This is a genomic window from Streptomyces sp. NPDC001852 (genome assembly GCF_042891825.1).
Classification (GTDB): domain Bacteria; phylum Actinomycetota; class Actinomycetes; order Streptomycetales; family Streptomycetaceae; genus Streptomyces.
The window spans coordinates 83129-107977 of record NZ_JBIATN010000018.1; the positions used below are offsets into that span (position 1 = coordinate 83129).

The 24849-nt window shown below is 74.2% G+C and carries 14 protein-coding genes and 1 pseudogene; 11 read left to right on the forward strand and 4 right to left on the reverse strand.

Annotated features, from left to right (window positions below; genetic code table 11):
• Window positions 1–4: 4 nt before the first annotated feature.
• The 4 genes from ACFYZB_RS28710 to ACFYZB_RS28725 are packed head-to-tail and all read left to right on the forward strand — an operon-like array spanning window position 5 to window position 7458.
• A complete protein-coding gene (locus ACFYZB_RS28710) occupies window positions 5–2632 on the forward strand; it encodes a hypothetical protein (protein ID WP_388763600.1) in 2628 nt (875 codons plus the stop codon).
• Between the two features lie 12 nt (window positions 2633–2644).
• Entirely contained in the window at window positions 2645–3736 is a 1092-nt protein-coding gene (locus tag ACFYZB_RS28715; protein ID WP_388763601.1) for a hypothetical protein, read from the forward strand.
• Between the two features lie 5 nt (window positions 3737–3741).
• Window positions 3742–5199 carry a hypothetical protein gene (locus ACFYZB_RS28720; RefSeq protein WP_388763603.1) on the forward strand — a complete coding sequence of 486 codons (1458 nt, stop codon included), beginning with the start codon at window positions 3742–3744 and terminating at the stop codon, window positions 5197–5199.
• Between the two features lie 3 nt (window positions 5200–5202).
• Window positions 5203–7458 carry a hypothetical protein gene (locus ACFYZB_RS28725; RefSeq protein WP_388763604.1) on the forward strand — a complete coding sequence of 752 codons (2256 nt, stop codon included), beginning with the start codon at window positions 5203–5205 and terminating at the stop codon, window positions 7456–7458.
• 30 nt (window positions 7459–7488) lie between these two features.
• Here the strand turns inward: ACFYZB_RS28725 and ACFYZB_RS28730 are convergent, their stop codons facing one another.
• The gene (locus ACFYZB_RS28730) at window positions 7489–10077 is read right to left on the reverse strand and encodes an NACHT domain-containing protein (RefSeq protein ID WP_388763606.1); all 2589 of its coding nucleotides are present in this window, start codon (window positions 10075–10077) and stop codon (window positions 7489–7491) included.
• Window positions 10078–10144: 67 nt separating this feature from the next.
• Window positions 10145–11047, reverse strand: a complete 903-nt coding sequence (locus ACFYZB_RS28735; RefSeq protein WP_388763608.1) for a hypothetical protein — start codon at window positions 11045–11047, stop codon at window positions 10145–10147.
• A 229-nt stretch (window positions 11048–11276) separates the two neighbouring features.
• On the opposite strand from ACFYZB_RS28735, the pseudogene ACFYZB_RS28740 reads away from it, so the two are divergent.
• The 3 genes and pseudogenes from ACFYZB_RS28740 to ACFYZB_RS28750 form a co-directional block, all read left to right on the forward strand.
• Window positions 11277–11706, forward strand: a pseudogene (locus ACFYZB_RS28740) (TetR-like C-terminal domain-containing protein); the annotation flags it as partial.
• Between the two features lie 97 nt (window positions 11707–11803).
• The gene (locus ACFYZB_RS28745; protein ID WP_388763609.1) at window positions 11804–12505 is read left to right on the forward strand and encodes a ribonuclease HII; all 702 of its coding nucleotides are present in this window, start codon (window positions 11804–11806) and stop codon (window positions 12503–12505) included.
• A gap of 68 nt (window positions 12506–12573) precedes the next feature.
• Window positions 12574–13206, forward strand: coding sequence for a hypothetical protein (locus ACFYZB_RS28750; RefSeq protein ID WP_351208991.1), 633 nt, complete (start codon window positions 12574–12576; stop codon window positions 13204–13206).
• 483 nt (window positions 13207–13689) lie between these two features.
• Here ACFYZB_RS28750 and ACFYZB_RS28755 read toward each other — a convergent pair whose 3' ends face one another.
• Both ACFYZB_RS28755 and ACFYZB_RS28760 read right to left on the reverse strand, forming a co-directional pair.
• Complete coding sequence (locus tag ACFYZB_RS28755) at window positions 13690–14310, reverse strand: hypothetical protein (RefSeq protein WP_351208990.1); 621 nt, start codon at window positions 14308–14310, stop codon at window positions 13690–13692.
• A 266-nt stretch (window positions 14311–14576) separates the two neighbouring features.
• A complete protein-coding gene (locus ACFYZB_RS28760) occupies window positions 14577–16733 on the reverse strand; it encodes a RecQ family ATP-dependent DNA helicase (protein WP_388763611.1) in 2157 nt (718 codons plus the stop codon).
• Between the two features lie 143 nt (window positions 16734–16876).
• On the opposite strand from ACFYZB_RS28760, the gene ACFYZB_RS28765 reads away from it, so the two are divergent.
• From ACFYZB_RS28765 to ACFYZB_RS28780, 4 genes are all read left to right on the forward strand, one after another.
• Entirely contained in the window at window positions 16877–18445 is a 1569-nt protein-coding gene (locus ACFYZB_RS28765) for a DUF4192 domain-containing protein (RefSeq protein ID WP_388763613.1), read from the forward strand.
• A 752-nt stretch (window positions 18446–19197) separates the two neighbouring features.
• Window positions 19198–21165 carry a glycogen debranching N-terminal domain-containing protein gene (locus ACFYZB_RS28770; RefSeq protein WP_388763692.1) on the forward strand — a complete coding sequence of 656 codons (1968 nt, stop codon included), beginning with the start codon at window positions 19198–19200 and terminating at the stop codon, window positions 21163–21165.
• 131 nt (window positions 21166–21296) lie between these two features.
• Window positions 21297–22055, forward strand: coding sequence for an NUDIX hydrolase (locus ACFYZB_RS28775; RefSeq protein WP_351208985.1), 759 nt, complete (start codon window positions 21297–21299; stop codon window positions 22053–22055).
• A gap of 163 nt (window positions 22056–22218) precedes the next feature.
• Window positions 22219–24792: an ATP-binding cassette domain-containing protein gene (locus tag ACFYZB_RS28780; protein ID WP_388763615.1), complete on the forward strand. Its 2574-nt coding sequence runs from the start codon at window positions 22219–22221 to the stop codon at window positions 24790–24792.
• Window positions 24793–24849 lie beyond the last annotated feature (57 nt).

Consider the following 24849-nt stretch of genomic DNA (forward strand, 5'->3'; position numbering starts at 1 on the left):
CGCCGTGGCGTTCGACGAGCAGCGCTACCGGCGCGAGGTGCTCGACGCCGGACTGCCGGTGACCGACGACCTGCGCACCCGCTACCAGTTGCCGCGGCGCCTGGACGGGCCCGCGGTCACCGAGACGGTCGCCGCGGTCCGCGCCTGCTGGCGCCGCAACCGCGCCCGCCTGAAGTACCGCCCGGTCATCGAGGAGCTCGAGGCCGGGCACCTCGTCCACCGGCCGCTGTTCGACGCCGCGGCCGACGGCGACCTGGGCCCGCTGCGGGCCGCCGTGGCCGAGCACGACCGGCAGGCAGAGTCCGGGCAGACCGCCCTGCGCGTGACCCTGCAGGAGGCCGCGGGCGGGCTCGGCCTGCTCGCCGAGGCCACCGTCGCGGAAGCCGCCGCGGCACACCGGGTGAGCGAGGCTCAGGTACGGGACCTGCTGCCCGGGCTCGGGCTGCGCATCGCCGAACCGGACCTGCTGCCCCGGGACGTGCCGCACCCCGCCTACGCCCGCTGCGCCCGCCACCTGGAGGTGCTCCGGCTGCGCCATCTCGACGACTTCCTGACGGCCGCCACCCCGGGGGGCCGCACCCCGCAGCCCGTACACCTCTTCGACGCGCCGCCCGTCGAGGCCGCGGCCGTGGACGAGGCGGCCCGCCGCTGGAGCCGGCTGCCGCACAGCGCCGCGCACACCGCCGCCCAGGCCGTGGCCGCCGCCGTACGCCGGGTGCTGGCCGACCAGGGCGCCGAGGGCCTCGCGCGGGTGCGGTTGCACGAGGTGGCCGTCCCGCTGCGGGAGCGGCTCGCCGCACGCGCCACCCCCTCCAGCCTTCTCGCCCACGCCACCGGGGAGTTGTCGATCGCCGAACCGGACGCGCGGCGACTGGTGTTCGCGGTGCTCCACGAGGAGGCCGGGAATCCCCTGGTGGGACGGCTGCGGCGGCTGACTGCGGACGGGCGGCTCGCGGAGGCGGCGGCCGTCGCCGACCGCCTGCCCGCCGACGCGCTGCCCGAGGACGCCCGCGCCCTGGTCGCTCACGTGCGCGGGAAGCTCGCCGAGGCACGTGCCCTGGTCGACCGCGCCCGGGGGCTGCCGGCCCGGGACGCCGACCTGGCCTGGGAGCTGCTGGAACAGGCGGAGGCCGTCGCCCGCGACGTGCCGGGCGCCGACGCCGTTCGCCGGGCCCTCACGGTCTACCCGGTCTCCGGCCTGACGGCCACGCCCGACGGCACGGGCGTCGTTCTGACGTGGCGGCCCAGCCCGTCCACGGCGGGCGAGCCCGAGTACGTGCTGCTGCGCGCCGAGCGCCGCCCGCCGCACGACCCGGCCGACGGAACCGGGCTGCCGTTGCCGTCGCCGCGGGCCACCTCGTTCACGGACCGCTCGGCCCCCGCCTGCGTCCCGCTGTACTACGCGGTCGCCGTGCGCCGGGCCGCCGAACCCGACAGCGTGCCCTCGCCGCTCGCGGTGTGCGGACCCGTCACGCACTGGCCCGACGTCGGCGGCGTGCAACTGCACCCCGAGGACCGCGTGGTCACCGCCGCCTGGACCTGCCCGGCGCAGGCCCGGTCCGTCGAGGTCGTCCGCGCCGGGCCGGACGGCGAGGACGTACGGGTCGCGGCCCGCCGTGACGGCTTCAGGGACGGCGGGCTCACCAACGGCACGACGTACCGCTACCGCATCCGCGTCGTCTACCGGACCGACGACGGGCGGCCCGTGCGCACCGGCGGCGTCTCGCTCACCGCCACACCCCTCGGGCCGCCCGAGCCGGTCACCGACCTGGAGATCCGCCGCGTGGACGGCGACCTCCTGGCCGCCTTCGACCCGCCGCCCGGTGGCGAGGTGCGGCTGTACGGCTTCGGCGGCGTGCCCCCGTGGCCGCCCGGCACCCGGCTGCGCACGGCGGAACTGCACGGGCGGCCGATCACGGCCCGGCACGCCCCCGCGGGGCTGCGGTTCCCGCCGCCGGACCGGCCCACGGTGGTGCTGGCGGTCACTGTCGCCGGGGAACGCGCCGTCACCGGAGCGCACGCGGTCGCCGCCGTGCGGCCGCTCGGCACCCTCACCCTCACCCGGCACGGCGGCACGGGCGTGGCCGTCGTCCTCGACTGGCCGCCCGACGCCGGCGACGAGGTCGAGGTCACCTGGCGGACCCCCGGCGAGCAGGACGAGCGACGGCGCACCGTCGGCCGGGCCGCCTACCGGCACGAGGCGGGCGTACGGCTGCCCACCCCGGACGGTGCCGGGGTGGAGGTGGAGGTCCGGCCGGTGGCCGTGCTCGGCGGGCTGCGCGCGTACGGCCCGCCGAGCACGGCGGAGCTGCCCCCGCGCACCGACGTCGGCTACCGGCTCGAGCGGCACGGCATGCCCGGACGGCGCACGGTCACCGCCGTGTTCACCGCGCCCGCCCCCGCACGGGCCGAGCGCCTGCTGCTGGTGCGCTCCCACGGCCCCCTCTGGCCACTGGAGCCCGCCGACGGGAACGTCCTCGCGGATCTCGCCGGGGCGGAGCTCGGCCCGGGGCGGGACGTGCGGCTGTCGGCGCGGCTGTCCCGCGGCCCGGGCGGCTGGCTGCGCTGCTTCGCCGTCGGTGAGGGGCTCCTCCTGCGGGACCCTCCGCACCACACGCTCAAGGTCACCTAGAGGGCAGGGGAGATGAGACCGACGCGCCGCCGCACCTGGGTGTGCCCGCACTGCTTCCGGAACGTCACCAGGGCGCAGATCGCGTACGTCTGCGTGAGCGGCGCCGCTGCCTGCGCCGAGGGCAGTGGCCTGAAGTCCGCCGACCCACGGGCCGGTTCGGCGCTGTGCCGCACCTGCGGCCGCACCGCCACCCGGCTGCGCTGCACGGCCTGCGGGTGCCGGCTGCCGGAGGGCTATCTGCGCGCCCCCGGGAAGCTGGTGGCGCTCGCGGGCCCCGTCAGCTCGGGCAAGAGCACCTACATCGCCGTCCTCGTGCACGAGCTGCTGCACCGCCTCGGCGCCGAACTCGACGCGGCCCTGCTGCCCTGCGACGACGACACCATGGCCGACTACCACGAACGGTACGAGCGACACCTCTACGAGGAGCAGCACACCGTCCCCAAGACCGCCGAGCACGACGGCGGCCGGCCCCTGGTGCACCGCCTCGGCCGCACCCGCCGGGGCCGCTTCGGGCACGCCCGCGAGCACGTGCTGACCCTGGTGTTCCTCGACACCGCGGGCGAGCACTTCACCTCACGGGACCGCATGGAGACCCAACTGCGCTACCTCACCGCGGCCGACGCCGTCGTCGTCCTCGTCGACCCGCAGGACCTGCCCGGAGCCCCACTGAAAGACGGCGACGGTGTGCCGGGCAGGTCCGGCGAGGTACTGGCGCGGGTGCTCGGCCACCTGGGCGGCGGCGGGAAGGTGACCGTTCCGGTCGCCGTCGCCCTCACCAAGGCCGACCTGCTGTGGCCGCACCTGCCGGACAACTCCCCCCTGCACCGCACCCGCCGCCCCGGGCCCGTCTTCGACGCCGACGACCGCGCCGCCGTCCACGCCGAACTCCAGGCCCTGCTGAACCGCTGGCAGGAACACCAACTCGACGCGCGGCTGCGCCGGTTCTGCACGGACTACCAGCTGTTCGCCCTCTCCACGCTCGGCACCGCGCCACAGCACGGCGGCGGCCTCGGCCACGGGGGCGTCGTACGGCCGCACCGCGTGGAGGACCCCCTGATGTGGCTCCTGCACCGCTTCGGCGCCCTCGACCGGGGTCGGGGGTGACCGGCATGGCAGGACAGGCGCACTACACCTCCGCCCCGCCGTCGGCCGCCGACCGCCACGGCGGCTTCCGCTTCACCGCCGTCTCCCCGGCGGCCCGCCCCGCCCTCGGCGTCCTGCGCCCCCTGACGGGGTACGCGCCCCCGCCGGGCGCCGTCGCACCTGCCGAACATCCCGTGGCGTTCGCCTACGACCGCCCCGACGGCGACACGGCCGTACTGGCCCGCACCCGCTACACCGGCCGGGACTACACCGGACGCCTGGGCAACCACTTCTGCCACGCCCTCTGCGCCGGCCCCGGCGAACTGCGGGGCCTGCGCCCCGTCGAACTGTGGGACACCCCGCAGTGGGCACCGTCCCCCGCGCCCGACGACGGCCATGCCCTGCCCGACCTGGCCGAACTCGTGCCCGGCAGCGCCGTCGGGCCCGACCGCGTCCGCCGGCTGCTGGACGCCACCGGTGAGACGGGAGTTCGTCTCCTGGCGCGGCTGCTCACCGTGGCCCTGCGAGCGCTGGCCGGCGAGGGCACGGGCGCGACCCTGGTCTCCGCGGACCCGGAACGTGTCGTCGACTGGATCGCCGCGGCCTCCTACGCCCTCCCGGCGGGCCTGACCACCCGTCTGACGTTCACGACGTACACCGCGCGACCGGAGACCGACCACCGTCATCTGACCGGGACACGGCCGGAGACGGGGGAGCGGGCGCCGGCCCCGGTGTTCGATCTCGACGGGCTGAGGGAGGACGGAGGCCCGGAGCCGTGCGCCACGGCGCGCGTCCTCGCGGGCGCGTGGGGCAGCGGGCGGCTGGACCTCGTGGACGCGGTGGCCGACCTGTGGGAGGCGGCCGGGGACGAGGGCACCGGAGCGGCGGCCGTACGGCGGCTGCGGGCGGCGTGCGCACTGCTCGCGCCGGACGGCACGGCAGGGCCACCGGTCGGAGAGGAGTCCGGGCTCGCGGGTTTCGTACGGGCGGTGGCGGAGCTGCGGCCGCAGGCGGCGGGTGTCCCGCCCGAGCGTGTGAGGGACGCGGCCGAACGGCACCTCGCCACCCTGACGGCACCGCTCGGCGACGTACGGGCTGCGCTCGCGCCGCTGCCCGAGCCCTACCGGCGCGCCGTCCTGGCGGGGCTGCTCAGCGCACTCGAGGCCGGCGCCGAGTCGCGGGCCGAGGTACTGGACGCCCGGGCGTGCGCCTTTCTCGCCTCCCTCGCCGACGCGGCACCGGGCGGAGCACAGGACGTGCTCGCCGAAGTCCCCGGCACCGCGCTGCACGTGCTGCGCCGGGCGACCGAAGATCCGCGCCGGGCCGGCTCGAGGATCCTGCGGCTGTACCGGCGGGGGCTGTGGGAAGAGACGGAGACCTACGAGGCCCTGCGCGACCTGGTGCGCGCCGAGGAGCCGGAGCCCGAGCGGGAACGGGGGCCACGGCTGCCGTGGCGGCGCGGGTCCGCCCGGGAGAAGGAGTGAGCCGTGGCCAACCCCGCCGTTCTGTTCCTGATGGTCGTCCTGCTGGCCGCCCTCGTCGTGGGCCACGGTGTGCTCGTGACCCTGCCACGTCTCGTGCTGTCCCAACTCCGCATCGTCTGGCGGTCGTTCGGGGCGGCCGCAGGCGTCGCGGCCGCCCCGAACGGCGAACCGGCCGTCCCCGCCTACTTCCGCGTCACGGCGCTGCGGGACCTGCGCGCAGCCTGGTGGGACGGTCTCGAGGAACACGAACGGCTGATGGGCGACGCCGAGCGGCTCATGGACCGCTGCGTGGCGGGGTTCGCCCGCCAGTCGCGGCACGGCGCGAGGTGGGGCCGGGGTTTCCTGACGGTCGTCATGGTCCCGGTCCTCGTGGTGACGATGACCGCCGTCGTGCTGACCGCGACCGCGCTGACCATCCTCCCGCTGCTGTTCGCGCTGCTGTTCTGGGCCCTGTGCTGCGCGCTGTGGACGCTGTGGTGGCTGATGTGGGCCGCGGTCGAGCGGGCGGGACGCGCTCTGCGCCACGGGCCGGCGCCGTGCCCGTACACCCGCTGCGGACGTACCGTCGTGCGGCCCGACCGCCTGTGCCCCCGCTGCGGCGCCCGCCACCGTGCGCTGGTCCCGAACCGGTACGGCGCGCTCTACCACCGCTGCCGCTGCGGCACCCGCCTCCCCGCCGTTCTCGGCGTCCGCCGCCTGGACGCGTGCTGCCCGCACTGCCGGAACCCACTGCCCGCCGGATACGAGCGGGCCCGGACCGTGGTGCTCGTCGGCGGCCCGCCCGCGCAGCGCAGCGGCGTCCACCGGCAGGGCCTGACCGAACTCGGCGCCCCGCCCGGCAGCGAACCGCCGCTGGTGCGCACGGGCCGGACGTCCCTGCTCTGGTACGACCCGGCCGGTGACGCGTACCGCAGTCAGGAGTCGGTCGCCGGGCTGGAGGTCCTGGGCCGGGCCGACGGACTGCTGCTGGTGGTGGACGACCCGGCCGCGCACAGTGCCGCCGTGCACGCCGTCACCCGTGTCCTGCACGTCGTGAGCGCCCTGCCCGCGCGCCGCCGCCCACGCCGTCTGGCGCTGCTGTACACCAGGGCCGCGCAGGGCGACGACACCGCCGTACGCGCCGAACTGGAAGCGGCCGACGGCGGCCATCTGCTGCGCGCCCTCGACGCCACCGGCATCCCGGTGCGGTGCGTCCCGGCCTCCACTCTCGCCGGAATCCCGCAGTGGCTGGCCGGGATGCGCGGTACGCCGGGCCGGGGCGAGAGCATCGCCCCACCGTCCGTGCGCCGCCCCGGAGGCGTCGCGGTCCGGCTGCCGCGCCACCGCGTGGCCCGCCACAGCCTCCTGCTCGCCCACCTCGCCGGGTTCCTGGCCGTGCCCCTCGCCCTGGTCCTCCTGCAGGCGGGCGCCCTGCCGCCGGGGGCGCTCTTCGGTCTGCCCGCCGCCTACGACAAGTGGCGGCATCCGCTGGGCGGTTCGGTCCACCAGGTCGACCTCATGGCCGCCGCGACCCGCAACTGGCCGACGCTCAGCGTCAGTTACGCGGACCGGGGGCATCCGCCCTCGGCGGCGCTGCCCGGGCACGCCGGATACTGGTCGGTCACCGGCTCCCCGCGCAAGGACGACTGGCTGCGCGTCGACTTCGGGATGCCGTTGCCGCTGAGCGAGGTCTCGGTGGACTTCGACCCGGACACCATCGACGGACCCTTCTCGCTGAGCGTCGACCTGGAGGGACAGGTCGGCGCCCGCACCGTCTGGGACAACTCCGGTAACTGGCACGGCCGCAGAGCGGGAGGCGGCAAGTACAGCATCGGCAAGACGTACGGCTACGACATCCCCTACCGGCACACCGTCGACTCCATCCGCATCGGCCTCGGGTCGCTGTTCAACAAGGACCAGGAGAAGAAGCTGCGCCTGCGCGAGTTCAACATCCGCTGGACCAGCTCCGACGCCCTGCGCCTGCACCCGGCGGACGACGGCCGGCTCCGCATCGAGAACACCACCGCCCGCGACCTCGCCATCGTCGTACGACCGCCCCTGCTGCCCGCCGGCTGGCACGCCACGCTCGTGGGACGCCCGCCCCGCGTGCTGCGGGCCCAGGACACGTACGAGGCACGCTGGCGGATCACGGCCCCGAGCGGTGCCACGGGCCACGCCCCGATCGCCTACGCCGTCGACGCCACCGAGGACGGGCACACGGTGACGTCCCGCTGCCTGGGCCTGCTCACGGCCGCCGGAGGGTCCGAGTCGCTCTGCTGAGCCTCATCGGTACCTCGGTATCCCAGTACCTCAGCGCGTCCAGCGCGGCCCGGCGAGACCGGCCAGCGCGTCGCCCAGCCGGTCGTCGACGTGCGGGGTGAGGCCGAGCGGCAGCACGAGGTACCAGCCGTCGCCCATGCGGGAGCGGCGCGGGGGGCGCGGGGCGCCGGGGAGCAGCCGGACCTGGAGCGCGTAGATGCCCACGTCCCGGCCCCGGAAGACCATCCGGCGCACGGTGATCTCCTCGACGTGCTGCCACGGGTAGGAGCGCCGCCTGCGTCCCGTCACGGAGGTCACGCCGTCCCGGGTCAGCTCCAGCTCGATCCGCCGACGCGGCATGAGGAAGCCGGTCACGGTGATCAGGACGCCGAGGAACGGCAGGAACAGCATCGCCACCCAGGAGGTGGCGTGCTCCCACTGGCCGGCCACGGTGAAGCGCACGAGGAAGACGGCCATGACGGGGCCCAGCACCGCCCAGTGGGCCAGCTGCAGCCTGCGGGAGCGGCCGCGGAGGTGGTAGTGGTCCGCGGTGTTCTCCACCGTGAAGTGCCGGGAGTCCGCGAGCGCGGTCAGGCGCGGCGGCTCGGGTGCGGCCGCCGAGCCCCGCTCCCGGGCGCGCCGCCCCGCCAGGTGCTCCTGGAGCCTGCGGTTGCGGAACCGGTACGTGCCGCCCGACAGCTGCAGCAGGCCGGCCGTCCGCGCGTCCCCGAGGAAGGTCATGAGCGTCCAGGGCACCCGGCCGGTCGCCGCCAGCGAGCACTTGGCGAGGATCCAGCGGCTCCATGGACTGAGCAGCACGAACATCGCGGAGGCGCCGGCCCAGGCCCCGAACGCAGGCCACCAGCTGCCCGGACCGTGCGGGTCGAGCCAGAAGAGGGAACCGGAGCCGACACCGATGAGGGGGGCCACGAGCGTCAGCGTCGTGACGAGCGCGGTCTGTTCGCCGCGCAGGAGTTCGCCGGGGGTGGCGGCGTCCTCGGTGTCGGCGGGTGCCGCGTACACGATCATCAGCAGGATCGGCAGCACCGCGCCGATCGCGAACACGACCAGGACCGGGTCCGGCGCCGCGAAGACGTACAGCGCGAGGAGGAGGACGACGAGGGCGGGACCGCCTGTGAGTGCCGCGAGGCGGACCCGCGGGCCGACCCGCGCGTGCCGGTCGACGGACCGCAGGGCGTGGATGAACAGCAGCGGGTTGGCGCTGCGCCGGGGCTCGGCGAGCCGCTGGCCGAACCAGCCCGCGGTGACGGACCGTGCGAGCGCCGCCAGGGCGATCCCGAACATCACGTCGGTCGTCACGCTGAGGTCGCCCAGCCCGGTGGTCCGCGCGTAACCGGACATGGCCGCCCGGATGACGAGGGACAGCAGGATGCCGGCCGTCATCAGCGCGGGCACCGCGAGCAGCCGGGGCAACGGCGCCGCGTACAGCCGCCACCAGGCCAGCTCGGACTCCTCACGGCGGCTGAGCAGCAGCGCCAGGTACGACAGCCAGGCATCGGCCCGTTCGGCGTCCCAGGCGCGGGGCGGGTGCAGTCGGCCGGGGTCCGGCGGACGTGCCGGAAACGCGGCGGGCACGATCCGGTCGAGCAGGTGCGCCTCGACGGCCGCCCGGGTGGGTAAGCGCTCCCGGTCCGTCAACTCGCCGGGATCTGCCGTGGGTTGCTCGTACGAGCGGCGCACCAGCCACACCATCAGGGGACTGGTCAGGGCCCACGAGACCGGTGCGGAGGGCTGATTGCGCAGGGTGTCCAGCAGGCCGGCCCAGGCCTTGACGCGAGCCCGCGGCGTGGCCCTGCGGAGGTAGTCCGCCACCTCGTCCGGGCGCAGCGGCAGCGACTCGATGACGGCGGCGTGCCGCAGGCCCTTGCCCTTCCCGTCGAGGTCGGCGTACTCGGCCGTGCGGGAGACGAGTACGGCCTCCCCGTCACCGCCGAGGCCGGTGTTGAGGACGTCGAGGACCTCGGCGCGGCGGTGCGCCGGGAGCTCGTCGAGACCGTCGAGGACGGGTAGCACCCGCCGGTCCAGGACGAGCCGGCGGGCCGGGTGGACGCCGTCCACCGGTGGCAGACCGGGGTGGTCCTGGTGCAGCCGGTCCACGAGCCACTCGGTCAGAGACTGCCGCCGGGTGTCCCAGGACTCCAGTGACAGCACGAGCGGGATCGGTACCTCGTGCTCGCCCTGGGTGAGGCGGCGGGCGAGGAGTTCGAGGGTGAGCAGGACGGACAGAACGGTCTTTCCGGACCCCGCGGTGCCGAGCACGACCAGCCGCCGCCGGGGGCTGAGCCTCAGGAACGCCCCGGCGATGGTGTCCGTCCCGGAGCCCGCGGGGATGTACTCCCCGGTGGACTCCACCCGTTGGCTGGGGGTCCAGCGCACGGGCAGTGGCTGGGGGTCGGTCATGTCCCAGGCGTCGGCCTCGGCCCGCCAGCGGCGCAGGAGGCTGCGCGCGAGACTCCGCTCGGCCGCGGCCAGCGGGGCGTCGTCATCGGGCGCGTCCCCCCGCACGGTGACATTGAGGTCGCCCTGGAGGATGCCGATCTGGATCAGGTACTCGGCGGTGCAGTCGACCGCGGTGTTGGTGATCTGCGGTCGACCGTCCGAGCCCGTCTGCCTCGTCATGTGCGTCCGCCCCCGTCGTCGCCGTTCCCACTGTACTCATCGGTGTCCCGCCGTCGCGGGACCCGGCTCAGGATCCCTTCGGCTTCCCGTGGAGGCGTACCGTGCTGAGGATCTTCATGATCGTCGAGTCCGGCAGCTCGTCCCTCACGCCCGTGGCGCCGAAGAGGTTCCACGCGACGAGGCCGCCCGCGGAGTTCCTGAAGCCGAAGGTGATGGCCTTGCCGTCGCTCGCGCACTTGCCCTTCTGGGGCGTGTTCCTGGACCGCGCCCAGGCGATGCTGCCCCTGACGCCGGACTTGGTCGTGTACGGCTTCGCCGTCCGGTCGGAGACGATGCTCTTCCTGTCGGGCTGCGTGTAACCGCCGTACACCCACCGCTCCGCCTGGCTCAGGGCGGCATCGCCGGTGCTCCTGGCGCCCTTGGCACCCTTGGTGCCCGCAGCGGCCAGCGCTGTGCTGCCCATGCGCCCGTCATTGTTGTCGTCGGACAGGCACCAGTTCTCCTGGAGGACCGCCGGTGCACTCATGATGATGACGACCTTGCCCCAGTTCTTGGGGTCGCTGTAGTCGACCTTGCTGTCCTCGAAGCCGAACATCATGCCCGGCGGCTTGACGTCCCAGTCCGGCGGCACGTCGAAGGCCGTGCCCCACTCGGGGTTGACGACGACCTTCCAGCCCGGCACGGTCGGCCTCTCGGTAGCGCCGCCCCCCGGCTTGCCGGACGCCGTCGCCGTGGCCGTCGCGCTGTGCGGGGCACTCGCCGACGCCTTCGTGTTCCTGCTGCCGCCGTCGGCGTTGTCCGCCTTGTGGCCGTCCAGGAGCAGTGAACCGGTGACGCCGACGGCTGCGATCACGGCCGCGGCCGCAGCGACCGCGACGGCCTTCGCCCGCCTCCCGCCGTAGGGGTTCCCGCCATAGGGGTTCCTGCTGTGAGGGTTCTGCTCGCCCTCGGGCGGCTCTCCTAACCACATGCTCCGTAACCATAGCCCCGGGCTTTCCCGAGGGTGCCGCTGTCGCCGGTGCGCACCCGCTGCGCTGGGCAGGAGAGCGACGGTGGGCTCTCGGTCAGCGCCCGGCTTTTGGTTCCTGAAGCAGCTGAGAGGGCGTCACCACGGGTCCCGCACGTCCGCGGAATCCCCGCTTCCCCTGCATGCCGGAGAGACGGAGGTGGTTAGCCCGCACGGGACGGCCGCTCCCGCTCGGGCGGATTCCCTGGAGGACCTTGTCGAGGACGCCCTGGTGGCCGGGCTGCCACGGGTGGAGTCGGCCCCCGACCCCGGCGGCGTGCGGGAGGACCTCCTCGCCCTGTGCCGGCAGGTGCGGCAGATCATGTACGCGCCTCCCGGTGCGGCGCTGCGGCCCATGATTCACGAGTGCGATCAGAGTCAGGCGGAGCGCTTGCGGGACGCGATCGTCGGGGGGAGTGGTGGAGCCGGCCGTCAGGCTCCTGCGTGAGGTCATCGCCCGCGGAATCGGGCGTGGAGAGGCACGTCCGGACGTGGTCGGCGGCTATGCCTTCGACGCCATCCCGGCCGCGATGATGTACCGCTCAAAGGTGTGCGCCGGCGAATCGAGTGATCAGGACCTCGAAGAGATGATCGACCAGTTGATGCTCCCGCTGCCGCGGCCGGCCCCACGGAAGGTGATTCCGCACGCCGCCGCTCCGTGTGGCGGTGGGGCGACCGGGGTGTCGGCCGACGGTCCGCGCGGCGTACGCTAAGGGCGCCATGCCGTACGAACCACCTACTCACACCGTCGAGCGCTCCCTGCGCGCCACGACCGGAGCGAAGGTCATTGCCGGTCTCGACGAGGTGGGTCGCGGCGCCTGGGCCGGACCTGTCACCGTCTGCGCCGCGATCACCGGTCTCCGCCGCCCGCCCGAGGGGCTGACCGATTCCAAGCTGCTGACGATCAAGCGGCGCACGGAGCTGGCGGCGATCCTGCAGGTATGGGTGACCGCCTATGCACTGGGGCATGCTTCCCCCGAGGAGATCGACGACCTGGGGATGACGGCCGCGCTGCGGCTCGCCGCGGGCCGCGCCCTGGACGCCCTGCCGGTCCGCCCCGACGCCGTGATCCTCGACGGGAAGCACGACTACCTCGGCGCGCCCTGGAAGGTGCGCACGGTGATCAAGGGCGATCAGTCGTGTGTGGCTGTCGCGGCGGCATCGGTGATCGCCAAGGTTCAGCGCGACAAAATGATGGCCGAACTGGGTGTCGACCATGCACACTTCGGATTTGCGGACAACGCCGGGTATCCGTCGCCCGTGCACAAGGCCGCACTGGAGGAGTGGGGGCCCACCCCGCTCCACCGCTTGTCGTGGGCGTATCTTGATGCGTTGCCTCAGTGGCGGCACCTCAAGAAGGTCCGCAGCTGGGCGGATGGAAGCGTTCCGGAAATCGAGGGTCAGCTCGGCTTCGATTTCTGACGGTTCCGCTCGCACTGATGTGCCACCCGGTCACCCGCGCCGCACCAACGTTTGATAAATATCAGCTCATGCCTCTCATTCCCGAGGAGCCTCAGATTCACGAGAGTGCCCAGGGTCCCCGCGCCACTCCGGCCAGCGGCCGTACCGCGCCGACCCCCCGCCCCGTACCCGGCCCCCGCCCCGCGGCTCCGTCCCGCCCCGGTCGTCCTGGCCCTCCGCGGCCGGCGCCGCCGGTGCAGCGCACGCCGCGTGACGCGGCTCCGGCCAAGCCGGGCCCGTCCGGCCCGGCCGCTCCCGCCGCCTCGGCGGCCACCCCGCAGATCCAGCTGATCCCGGCCTCGGCCGAGGGTGCGCTCGACGCCGCCGAGGAGGCGGTGGACCTGCTGCTGGACTCGGGCCGTGCCCCCGGCGACGTGCTCGTGATCACCACCGGGTCCCAGCACCCGTGGGCGGAGCACGAGCTGTCCTTCGGCGAAGTTTCCTACTGGGCGCAGCACGACGCCGGTGACGACGTCTTCTATGCGGACGCCGCCGTCGCCTCCCGTGCCGCGGTCCGGCCCGTGGTCGTCGTGGCTGTCAACGGAGGTCCCGCTTCCGCTGCCGCCTCGGCCCTTCCGCTGGCCCACACCCGAGCCGGTGCCCTGCTGATCGTCTGCGGCGACCCGCAGCAGATCAACTCGGTGCTGGGCGCAGGCGTCTGAGGCTCCTCCGGCGCCTCGGGGCACCGGGGTGGCAGAGGAACCGCCCGGGTGGATATCCGCACGGTGCGGCCTTCGGCATGCCCGCACGACCGGTGGCCGTTCCGCCGGCCATGGGGCGGCACCGCTCGTGCGCGGCTTCCCGGTGACGCCCCAGGACGGCATGTGCGGAGCAGCGCTTGCGGGGCGGAGGCCGGATCTCGGCGCACGCGTTTTGCCCCGCCGGGACCGGACCGTGAGGCCACCCGCCCGAATGGACCGGCCAAGGGCACCTGGGGTCCGGCACAGCCCCTGTGTCCCCGTCCCTCCGAGCTCGGTACGGCCCTGACGTCGCTTCGGCCGCGGGTGGCCCCTGTGTTCCTCGGAGTGCCGCACGGCTTCGTGTGCCGCGTCGCCCAGGCGGTGGGCGGTCGGCTCGCCGCCCGTGGGGGCAGGGCGGTGGGCCGGAAGACGGTCGGGTACCGGCCCGGCCTGCTGCCGTGTCCTTCAGCGAGCCGCCGCGCGGCGCAGGACCTCGGAGACCGGGCCGCCGGTGCGTGGCGGGAGCGGCGGGGTCTCGGACGTGGCGAAGGGTTCGGGTGCGGAGTCGGCGTTGGGGCGGCGGCCGCTGCGTCCTTCGCCGAGCACGTGCCAGCCGTCGTGGGTCAGCGTGATGTACGCCCCGCACCGCAGCCCGTGCAGGGTGCAGGCGTCACGCAGCCCCCACATCCAGGCGCCGTCCTCCTCCGTCCAACGGGCGTCCCCCTCGCGGCAGTAGACGAGGATGGCCGTGCGCACCGGCGTCCGGCGTCTCAGGTCGTGCGGAATCACCCGGCGCAGCTGCGCGAGCAGCGCGTTGCGGGACATCCAGCCGTCGGCCGAGGTCGGACGTCGCGTGAACGACGCGCTGGCGCACAGTCGCTCGTCCGGATCGAGGACCGCCACGATCGCCGTGGAAAGCCGCGGCCGATGACGGGCGTGCAGCCCGCTGACGACCTCACGCGGGTTGCGCAGCAGCGGGATTCCGGCGGCCGCCCATTCGGCAGGCTCGAGCAGGCGGCTGGCGGAAGCGGCGGACGCGGAGGTCGACAACGAGGCCGCCGAGGACGAGGCGAATCCGAAGGTCACGTTCCTCCCTTCGGCTACGCGCCCATACTGCGGGCGAGGTCGGATTCGAGGGACCGCGCACCGCAGCAGAGCCCAACCGATCACGGACGAGCCGTGCGGGGAGCGGACCTCAATTCTTCCTGCCGAACTGGGATGCGGCAACGAGCAATTGGGGCCACCGACGCTTATCTGGTGGTGCGTGGCTTATATCCCTACCCAAAGGTCGGCCCGATGACGCCTGGGGTGCCGGACCATGTCGGCGCAGGGCTGCCGCGGCGGCCGCGTGGTCAGCCCTGGACGGCCAGGACCAGCGGCGACACCGCCCGCGCGCCGGACCTTCTCAGCAGACGTGCCGCGACCGCGAGGGTCCAGCCCGTCTCCGTGAAGTCGTCGACCAGCAGCACCGGGCCGTCGGCCGCGGTGAGCGCCGACGCGAGGGCAGGAGATACCGTCAGCGCACCGTCGAGGGCCTTCAGCCGCTGCGCGCTGTTGCTGCGCGACACCCGCGGCACGTCCTCGGCGTACTCCACGGAGCCGAGCAACGGCAGCCGGCCGACCTCGGAGATCCGGGCGCCCAGGGAGTGGATCAGCAGGGGCCGGGTTCGAGAGGCGACGGTGACGACACCCACCGGCCGGGCCTGGGCGCCGGACACCCAGCCGCCGGGACCCTTCGCCCAGTCGGCCAGGACACCGACCACGGCCCGCGCCACATCGTCCGGCACAGCGGTGTCCGGCGCCTGGGGCGCGAGCAGCGGACGCAGCCGGTTGCCCCAGCCGATGTCCGACAATCGTCCCAGGGCCCGCCCCGGCGACGCCTGTTCACCGGCCGGAATGCGTCCCTTGAGATCGATGCCGATGGCCGGCAGGCCCGTCGGCCACATGCGGCGGGGTTCCACCTCGACGCCCGCCCGGCCGAGGTCGCTGCGCGCGGCGTCCACCGCCGCCGTGGACGTGTCGGCGGTGAAGCGCGGGCCGGCGCAGTTGTCGCAGCGGCCGCAGGGTTTGGCACCCTCGTCGTCCAGCTGACGCTGCAGGAACGCCATCCGGCACTCGCTGGTGGACGCGTAGGCGCGCATCGCCTCCTGCTCGGCCGCCCGCTGCCGGGCCACCCAGCCGTAGCGCTCGGTGTCGTACGACCAGGGCTGCCCGGTGGCGGTCCAGCCGCCCTTGACACGGCGGACCGCGCCGTCCACGTCGAGGACCTTCAGCATGGTCTCCAGCCGGGAGCGGCGCAGTTCGACCAGGGGCTCGAGCGCGGGCAGCGACAGGGGGCCGTCCGCCCGGGCCAGGACGTCCAGGGTGCGCCGGACCAGCTCCTCGGAGGGGAAGGCGAGCGACGCGAAGTACTGCCAGATCGCCTCGTCCTCCTTGCCCGGCAGGAGCAGCACCTCGGCGTGCTCGACACCGCGGCCCGCCCGGCCGACCTGCTGGTAGTAGGCGATGGGGGAGGAGGGGGAGCCGAGGTGCACCACGAAACCGAGATCCGGCTTGTCGAAGCCCATACCGAGCGCGGAGGTGGCCACCAGCGCCTTGACCCGGTTGCCGAGCAGATCGTCCTCGGCCTGCTGACGGTCGGCGTTCTCCGTCCTGCCCGTGTACGAGGCGACTGTGTGGCCGCGTTGCCGCAGGAACGCGGTGACCTCCTCGGCGGCGGCGACGGTGAGCGTGTAGACGATGCCGGAGCCCGGCAGGTCGTCGAGGTGGTCGGCCAGCCAGGCCATCCGGTGCGCGGCGTCCGGCAGCCGCAGCACGCCGAGGCTGAGGCTCTCCCGGTCCAGCGGCCCGCGCAGCACCAGGGCGTCCGAGGTGCCGCCGGTGCCCAACTGGTCGGCGACATCCGCGGTCACCCGGGCATTGGCCGTGGCGGTGGTGGCCAGCACGGGGACACCCGGCGGGAGGTCGCCGAGCATGGTGCGCAGCCGCCGGTAGTCGGGACGGAAGTCGTGGCCCCAGTCGGAGATGCAGTGGGCCTCGTCCACGACCAGCAGGCCGGTCGCGGCGGACAGCTTCGGCAGGACCTGATCCCGGAAGTCCGGGTTGTTGAGCCGCTCCGGGCTGACGAGGAGGACATCGACCTGGCCGGCCGCGATCTCGGCCTGGACGGCGTCCCACTCCTCGGTGTTGGAGGAGTTGATGGTGCGGGCGTGGATACCGGCCCTGGCCGCGGCCTCCACCTGATTGCGCATGAGCGCGAGCAGCGGCGAGACGATCACCGTGGGGCCGCTGCCTCTGGCCCGCAGCAGCGAGGTCGCCACGAAGTACACCGCGGACTTGCCCCACCCCGTGCGCTGCACGACCAGGGCCCGGCGCCGCTCGGCGACCAGCGCCTCGATCGCCCGCCACTGGTCCTCGCGCAGCCGGGCGGCGCCCGTGTCATCCCCGACGAGCCGGGCGAGGACGGCGTCCGCCTGCGCCCGGAGATCCGCGTTGCTCGTGTGCTCCATGCGTCCCATACAACAGGACGGGACCGACAAGCGGGCGGTCCACTGCCCGGGCCTGTGGACAACCGGGACGGTCTTGTCGTGTCCCTGATCTGACTTGTCCACAGGCTCAACCGGAATTTCAAGATCCGCGAGATCGTCTGCGCATGACGAATCACAGCGAAACCACCGGACCGTTCGAAAACAGCGACATCTCGGGACAGGAGCCGTTCACCGGCTCGTCCGCGCACGACACGCAGGTCACGCTGCGCACCCCGGCCGAGCTGGCCGACGCCCTGCCGTACCTTCTCGGCTACCGGCCGGAGGACAGCATGGTGCTGGTGGCCCTGCACGACCGCGAAGGCGGAGGCAGGTTCGGCGGCCGGGCCCGGCTCGGCATCCCGGCGAACGAGGAGGACTGGGAGGCGGCCGCACACCAGCTGGCCCACGGACTGGTGACCGGCAGTGAACGGCGAGGAGCCCGGCCCGAACAGATGGTGGCCTACATCTGCCAGGAACCGGCTCCGGGAGAGCGCGGCCGCGACGTCAAGCGACGGCTCGAGCGGCTGGCCCATCTGCTGCGCACCCAGTGCGGCGAGCTCGACGTGCCGGTCATCGAGGCACTGTGCATCTCCGACGGTCGTTTCTGGTCGTACTGCTGCCCGATCGAGAGCTGCTGCCCCGAGGACGGCTCGCCGATGGGCCTCCCCGGCACCTCGGTCCTGGCCGCCGCGGCCACCTACGCCGGCATCCAAGTGCGCGGCACGCTCAAGGAGTTGCGTGCCAGGCTGCAGCCCTGGGAGACGACCGCCGCCCTGGAGCAGGAGATCGCCCTGGACGCGGCCGGTATGACCCTGGTGCCCCGCATTCTCGACGAGGCGTCCCGCGCGGAAGTGGCGCAGGAGACCCTGGATCTCGCCGAGCGGATCATCCACCGCTTCGCCGCCGCGGCACCGGTGTCCGGCACGCATCCGGCGGACCTGCGCGACGACCGCCTGCTCGCCCACGACGAGGCGGCGACTCTGATCCTCGGGCTTCAGGACCGCACGACCCGCGACCGGGCGGCCGCGTGGATGGAGGGCGACGAGGCAGGTCCGGCCCTCCGGCTCTGGCGCGCCCTGGCCCGCCGCTGCGTCGGCCCCTACGGCGAACACGCCGCGGCCCCGCTGACCCTGGCCGGCTGGGTCGCCTGGTCGACAGGTGACGAGCTGGAGGCCCGCGAGGCGCTGGCCATGGCACTGGGCGCGGATCCGGACTATCTGTTCGCCCGGCTCCTGCACCAGGCCTGCAACGAAGGCCTCGACCCGGAATCGATCCGCCGCTGCCTGCGGGCGGGTCGTACCGATCGCGCGAGGCAGGCGTCGGCGGAGACCGGCGGCCGGCCGCACGCGGAGGAGCAAACGGTTCGGGACGAGCTCCCGGCAACCGAAGACGCGCAGCACGGAGCGGGCCCCCGAGCGGACGACCAGGGCGCCGAACCGGGTCGCGGGACGGGCACGCGCCGACGGCGCCGTGTGCGGCCGGCCGACGGCGGCGATGCCCCCCGCACGGCCGGGCCCACGGGCGGACGGCGAAGGCCGGCCGGATCCCGCCCCGGCCCGTCGGCGGCCGAACCCTCGCGCCCCGGCCGCCGCGGCCCCGGCGGCACGCGCACGCGCACGGCGGAAGCGGGCGGTACCACGACCGGCGCAACCCTGTCGCAGAACGACCACCACGAGCCCCGAGGGGAAGGGTGATCGTCGTGCGGGAGAGCACCGGCGGGTACGGAGACCTGGTCGAGTGGGCCGCGTCCAAGAGGACATCTGGCGTATCGACGGAGTCTGCTGGATGCGGCGCACGCCCCCGGAGCCTGCTCCGGAAGGACTCGCGCGCGAGCCGGTTCGGCTGCCGTGGCGATGGTGCACTTCTGGGCCGCCTGGCCGGCCGGGCCCGTCGGCTCGTGGGCGGTCCGAGCGCCACTCTCCTCCTGCGTCGCCATTCGATCGGCTTCCCCGAGACGGGCCGTGACCTGGACAAGTCCCCTTCCGTTCACCTGAGTGGCGGAACACCCGGACGGGCCCTGCCGCCGTACGACCTTTGTCAGCACGCGCGTCCCACGGGCAGCCCAGCATGTTCGAGGCGCCTGGAGCGCAGAGGAAGCCACCCCATGCACCAGCAGCCGACTCAGCCCGCCGCCGACGACGCACGTACGCCCTGGGGCAGGCCCGAGTGGTCGCCGCGCGACGGTGCCGAGATCACCGCACGGCAGCCCATGGGCGCCCCGCCACCGCCGAAGGACCTCGGCGTGAACTCCTCGGCAGGCCACGGCCGGTCGTCAGTGCCGCCACCGGTCCGAAACCAGGCCAGGTCATCAGCGCCCGTGCCCGTCCCAGGACAGGCCAGGTCACCGGCACCGGCCGCGGCCTCGCCTCCGGGCCCCGGCAGGCCGCAGACGGCGGGGCCTGTCCCACAGCGCAGCCGCCGGCCCACCGTGGCCTCGTCGGTGCGCATGCCGCAGGGCGGTCGACCCGCGCCCGAGTTGCCACCCACCCACACCGCCTTGATCTGTGTCGCCCTGCCCGGTCTCGCCATCTCCGAGGGCGGCCAACTGTCCGGCCGGGGACTGGACGGGTTCTACCGTGCCGGCAGGCGGCTGCTCTCGCGGTGCCAGGTGCGCGTGGCCGGCCGCGAACCACTGGCCGTGCTGGCCAGGATGACCGGCGCCGACAGCGCCCGATTCGTGGGAACACTGCGCCTTTCCCCCACCGGGGGTCCCGATCCGGATGTCGTGGTCGAGCGGACCCGTCGTGCCGACGGAACAGAGCGGATCACGCTCCGCAATGCCGCCGTGCGACCGCTGAGGCTGCCTGTCGAGGTCGCCCTCGGCACGGACCTCGCCGACCTCGGCACCATTGCCTCCGGCAGGGCAGGCCCCGAACTCCCGGCCACCGTCCACGCCTCCGGCCTGCGCTGGGCCACGGCCGGTGCCGCCGCCTCCGTCATCGCCGACCCACCGCCCTCGGACGCCCTCGCGTCCGCCGGGCTGCTGCGCTGGGAAGTGGAACTCCCGCCGGGCGGTGGGGCAGCCCTGGAACTGAGGGTGCGGCTCGACGGAGCGGGCCCCTTGCGGGCGGCGGGACAGGCCACGACCAGCCCGTTCGCCCCCGTCCGGGCGACAGGCGACGACCCCCGCGTGGCCCCGCTGCTCGACTCGGCGGTGGCCGATCTCCAGGCGCTGCTGCAGCGGGACCCCGCCCACCCCTCCGACACCCATCTCGCGGCGGGCGCGCCCTGGCGCTGCGCAATGGCCCCTGCCGAGGCCCTGGCCGCGGCCCGCATGGCCCTGCCGCTCGGCACCCGGCTCGCCGTCGGCACACTGCGCACCCTGGCCCGCACCCAACTCCCGGACCGGAGCGTACAAGCCGGCCTGATCCCCGGGCCACGACGCGACGCCGGCCCGCTGCTGCCACCCGGCTGCACGGGTACGGAGGCCACACTGCTCTTCCCCGTCCTGCTCGCCGAGGCCCGCCGCTGGGGGCTGCCCGAGCAGGAGACGAGGGAACTGCTGCCCGTGGCAGAACGCTGCCTCGCCTGGCTGCGGACGACCGTGGGTAAGGGCCCCTACCTCCGCGACCCCCAGCCCGGGGGCCCGGCCCGCTGCGAGACACAGGCCCACGCCTATAGGGCAGCCCTGCTCGGCGCCGATCTCCTCGACGCCTACGGCCGGCCCGGCGCCACGGAGTTACGCCAGTGGGCCCAGGCCCTGCAGGCGGCATTCCGGGCCGACTTCTGGGTCGAGGACCGCGGTGGCGGACGTCCGGCCGCGGCCCTGACGCCGGACGGCCGGCCCGTGCCGTACCTGGGCTCCGCCGCGATCCACCTTCTCGACACCGGCCTGCTCGGTTCCGGCCGGCTCGCCCCGGGCCTGCTCGACTCCGTTCAGACCGAACACCTCGCCCGGCTGCTCGGCAACCCCGCCATGGACGCGGGCTGGGGACTGCGGAGTCTCGGTGCCAAGGAGGCGGGACACAACCCGTTCGGCCACCGCACGGGAGCCGTCCGGGTCCACGACACCGCACTCGCCGTCGCCGGACTGGCCGCCGCCGGCTACGAGAAGGAAGCGAGCGGCCTGCTGAGAGGACTACTGGCAGCGGCGGAACACTTCGGCCACCGGCTGCCGGAGATGTTCGCCGGTGAACAGCGCACCGCCGGGAGCGCTCCCCTCCCGCATCCCGCGGCGTGCCGGCCGGCGGCCACGGCGGCGGCGTCCGCGATCCTGGTGCTCACCTCGCTCGCGGGCATCCGTCCGGACACCCCCGCCCGAACGGTCACCCTGCGCCCCGTGCGCAGCGCGCCGCTCGGTGAACTCGGCTTGACCGGTCTGCGTGTCGCCGCCGCCCCGTTCGCCGTGCGCATCAGCCGGCTGGGGCTCGCCATGGTCGAGGAGGCGGCGGACGGCCTGCAACTGGGAGTGTGACCTCGTACGACGCCAGGCAAGCGAAGAACAGGAGCCGATCCTGCGCCCTCGTACCAGAACGAACCGGAAGCACCATCGATGCGGCCGGGGAAGGGAGTGTTTATCGTCAGGCAGACGACTATGATCGCGGCATGCCCTACGACCCGTCAGCCTTTCCGCCCTTTGCCGTCACCGTGGACCTGGTCGTGCTGACCGTGCGCCGCCATGCCCTGTGTGCGCTGGCGGTCCGCAGGGGCGAGCCGCCGTTCCAAGGGCGCTGGGCGCTGCCCGGTGGCTTCGTACGGGCCGACGAGGACCTCTCCCAGGCAGCGGCACGCGAGCTCGCCGAGGAGACCGGGCTGTGTGCACACGACCCCTCGGCCCCGGCCCAGGACAACGGGGCTCATCTCGAACAGCTCGCCACGTACGGCGACCCCAAGCGGGACCCGCGCATGCGCGTGGTGAGCGTCGCGCACCTCGCGCTCGCGCCCGACCTGCCCGCCCCGCGTGCGGGAGGCGACGCCAGCAACGCGCGCTGGGCACCGGTGGAGGAACTGCTCCAGCAGGGCGGTTACGGCCGCGACGGCGAGCCCGTGGCACCGCTGGCCTTCGATCACGCCCAGATCCTGGCCGACGGGGTGGAACGAGCCCGGTCCAAGATCGAGTACTCGTCGCTGGCCACCGCGTTCTGCCCGAGCGAGTTCACCGTCGGCGAATTGCGCCGGGTGTACGAGGCGGTCTGGGGAGTGGCCCTCGACCCGCGCAACTTCCACCGCAAGGTCACCGGAACCCCGGGATTCCTCGTCCCCACCGGGGGCACGACGACCCGCCAGGGCGGCCGGCCGGCACAGCTCTTCCGGGCGGGTGGGGCCACCCTGCTCAACCCGCCGATGCTGCGCCCCGAGGTCTGAGGCGCGCACCGGGCCGGCCGCCCGGGCGATCAGGTGGGCCGACCACATGGGCGGGGTGCCGTTCCCTCGAACGGCGTATGCGAACCGGGTCGATCGGCGGTACGTGTGGTATTAGGTCGCGTGATACCCGAAAAACCGGACATCGCACGCTATCTTGCTGCAAGTGATCGAGGCCTTCGGACTGACCAGCAATCCCCGCAAGGCGCACCCGCCCGCCGTCGACGACGTCTCCTTCGAAGCACGCGCGGGACATGTCACCGTGCTCCACGGGGGCGTCGGCGCGGGCAAGACGACGGCGCTCAGACTGATGCTCGAGCTTCAACCGGGGCGCGGCATGACCTACTTCAAAGGGCGGCCCCTGCACCGGATCCCCCATCCCTCGCGGGAGGTCGGCGTGCTCCTCGGCGATGTGCCGGGGCATCCGGCCCGCTCGGTCCGCGGACATCTGCGCATGTTGTGCGCGGCCTCGGGAGTTCCGGCACGACGGGCCGACGAGGTCCTCGAAGTGATCGGCCTCGTCAGCTTCCGCGAGGAACGCCTCGGCACGCTCTCGCGCGGGATGGACCGCAGGCTCGGCCTGGCCTGTGCCCTGCTCGCCGATCCGCACACTCTCGTCCTGGACGAGCCCACCGCCGGCCTCTCCGCCGGTGAGGCGCAATGGCTGCACGACACGCTGCGAGCCCACGCCGGCCAAGGTGGCACGGTGCTCTTCACCACGGCCGACTCCAAGGAGGCCGCGCGCACGGCCGACCGGGTCGTGACCCTCGACGGCGGCAGACTCGTGGCCGACCAGGAGGCCAGGGAGTTCGCCCGCACCCGGCTGCGTCCGCGGGTCGCCGTCCGCAGCCCGCACGCAGCACGCCTCGCGACCCTGCTCGCCCACGAGGCACGCACCGCACGCCGGTCCGTCGAGGTCGTACGGGAGGGAGGCAATCGCCTCTCGGTGTACGGGTCCACGACCGCCGATGTCGGCGAGACGGCGTTCCGCCACGGCATCCTCGTGCACCAACTCGCGGACGAGCTCGGCGACATGGGACCGGTATCCGGTACCGGGCTCGGGATCTCGTCCGGGGAGGCGGCCGCGGAAGCGGTGAGCGAGCCACAGGCGGAGCCGGAAGAGGACTCCGGGCCCTGTTCGCCGCCCCTGCCGCCCGAGTCGAGCGCGACGGTGTGTGACCTGCTGGCGGCGGAGCCGTGTCCCTCGGGGGCCGGACTGGCCGTGTCCGCGTCCGGTGTCCCGGCGCCCGGTTCGTCTCCGGCTGAATCCGGCGCGACGGCGTTGGACACGTCCCTGTCGGAGCAGGCCCCCGTGGCGGCCGGCCTCTCGTCGGGGGAGCCGGGCGCCACGGCGTCGGTTTCCTCGGGGAGGGAGCGGGGCGCCGTACCGTTCGGCTTCTCGGTGGGGGAGCGGGAGAACGCCCCGGCGGACACCCCGGCGCCGCAGCGTGGCCTGCCCGGCGTCCCCTCGGTCGAGGAACCGTCGGCGGGCGAGCGGGCACAGGCCCTGAGCGGCGAGGAGCCCTCGCACGGGGAAAAGCCCGACGCCCGGCCCGGAACGGAGCCGGCCGAGCCCGTCCAGCACGTCCCGGCCGACGATGTGCCGCCGGAAGACGCGGTCCGGGAAACCGGCGGTACGGCACACGGTGAGGCCCGGCCCGCAGGTGAGGAGACGCTCGACGCAGGCGCCGAAGCAGCCCCCGCCGAGGTGCTCACCGAAGCCGACGGCGGCCGGACCGCCGAGGCCCGGGCCACCACGGGTGTCCGCAGCGATGCGGCCCCGGCTGCCGAGGAACCGCACAGAGGCCGTGCGGGCACCGGGGCAGCGGGCCTCTCCATCCTGCGCACCCTCCCCGGCGCCAGGAAGCCCGGCTCCGGTCAGCCGCAGACCGCCCCCGCCGACCGCACCGACGGTGTACGGTCTTTCGATCTCCTCTCGCCCCTCCCGCCCCCCATCTCCGTCCGTCCCGCCCCCAGCCCCCTCCGCCCCCTTCGCTACGAGATCCGGCGCGCCGCCGGGATCGGCGTCGGCTTCCTCACCTGCGGTGCCGTCCTGGTGGTGTCCGCGCTCACCGCCGTACTCCTGGCCAGGATCGGGCACACCCCCCAGGCGCGGCTGTTCGCCGCCTGGCCGCGGGAGCTGCCGCTGCCGCCCTCGGCGCTCGCGGCGGGGCTGCTCGGCGCGCTGGCCTTCGGAGACGAGTTCCGCCACCCCGCCCTCGCCGCGGACCGTGGCACCGTGCCCCGCCGGCTGGGGCTGCTCACCGCGAAACTGCTCGTCTCCGGAGCCACCGCGGCCCTGCTGGCCTTCCTCACCGTGGGCTGCGACGCCGAAGCGCTCTACATCGTCTACGGACCGGAGCTGACGAGAGTTCCCGCGGACTGGCTCTCGCTGGGCGCCAGTTGGTTCGGTCTGGTCGTCGGCTGTGCCTGGGCCGGTGTGCTGGCGGCCGGTGTGTTCCGGTCCACCGCGGGCGGGCTGGCGGCCGTACTCGCCGTACCCGTTGTCGTCGTCCCCCTCGTGCACAAGGCGCTGCAGGGGCCCGCCCTGCGCATGGCCGCCGGGTTCCCGGTGCGGATGCAAGAGGTCTACCTGCTGCAGTGGCCCTTCGGCGGGGAGCGCTACCTGCTCGGGCTGGCGCGGGTGCTGGCCCAACCCGTGGGCAGCGCACTGGCGTTGTCGCTGTCGGCGCTGCTGTGCGCGTACGTGTTCACGACACTGCGGGCCCGGTTCCGGTGACGAGCCCGCGTCCACTTCCGATCCCGCCGTGTGCACAACTCCCCGGGGAAAGCCCAT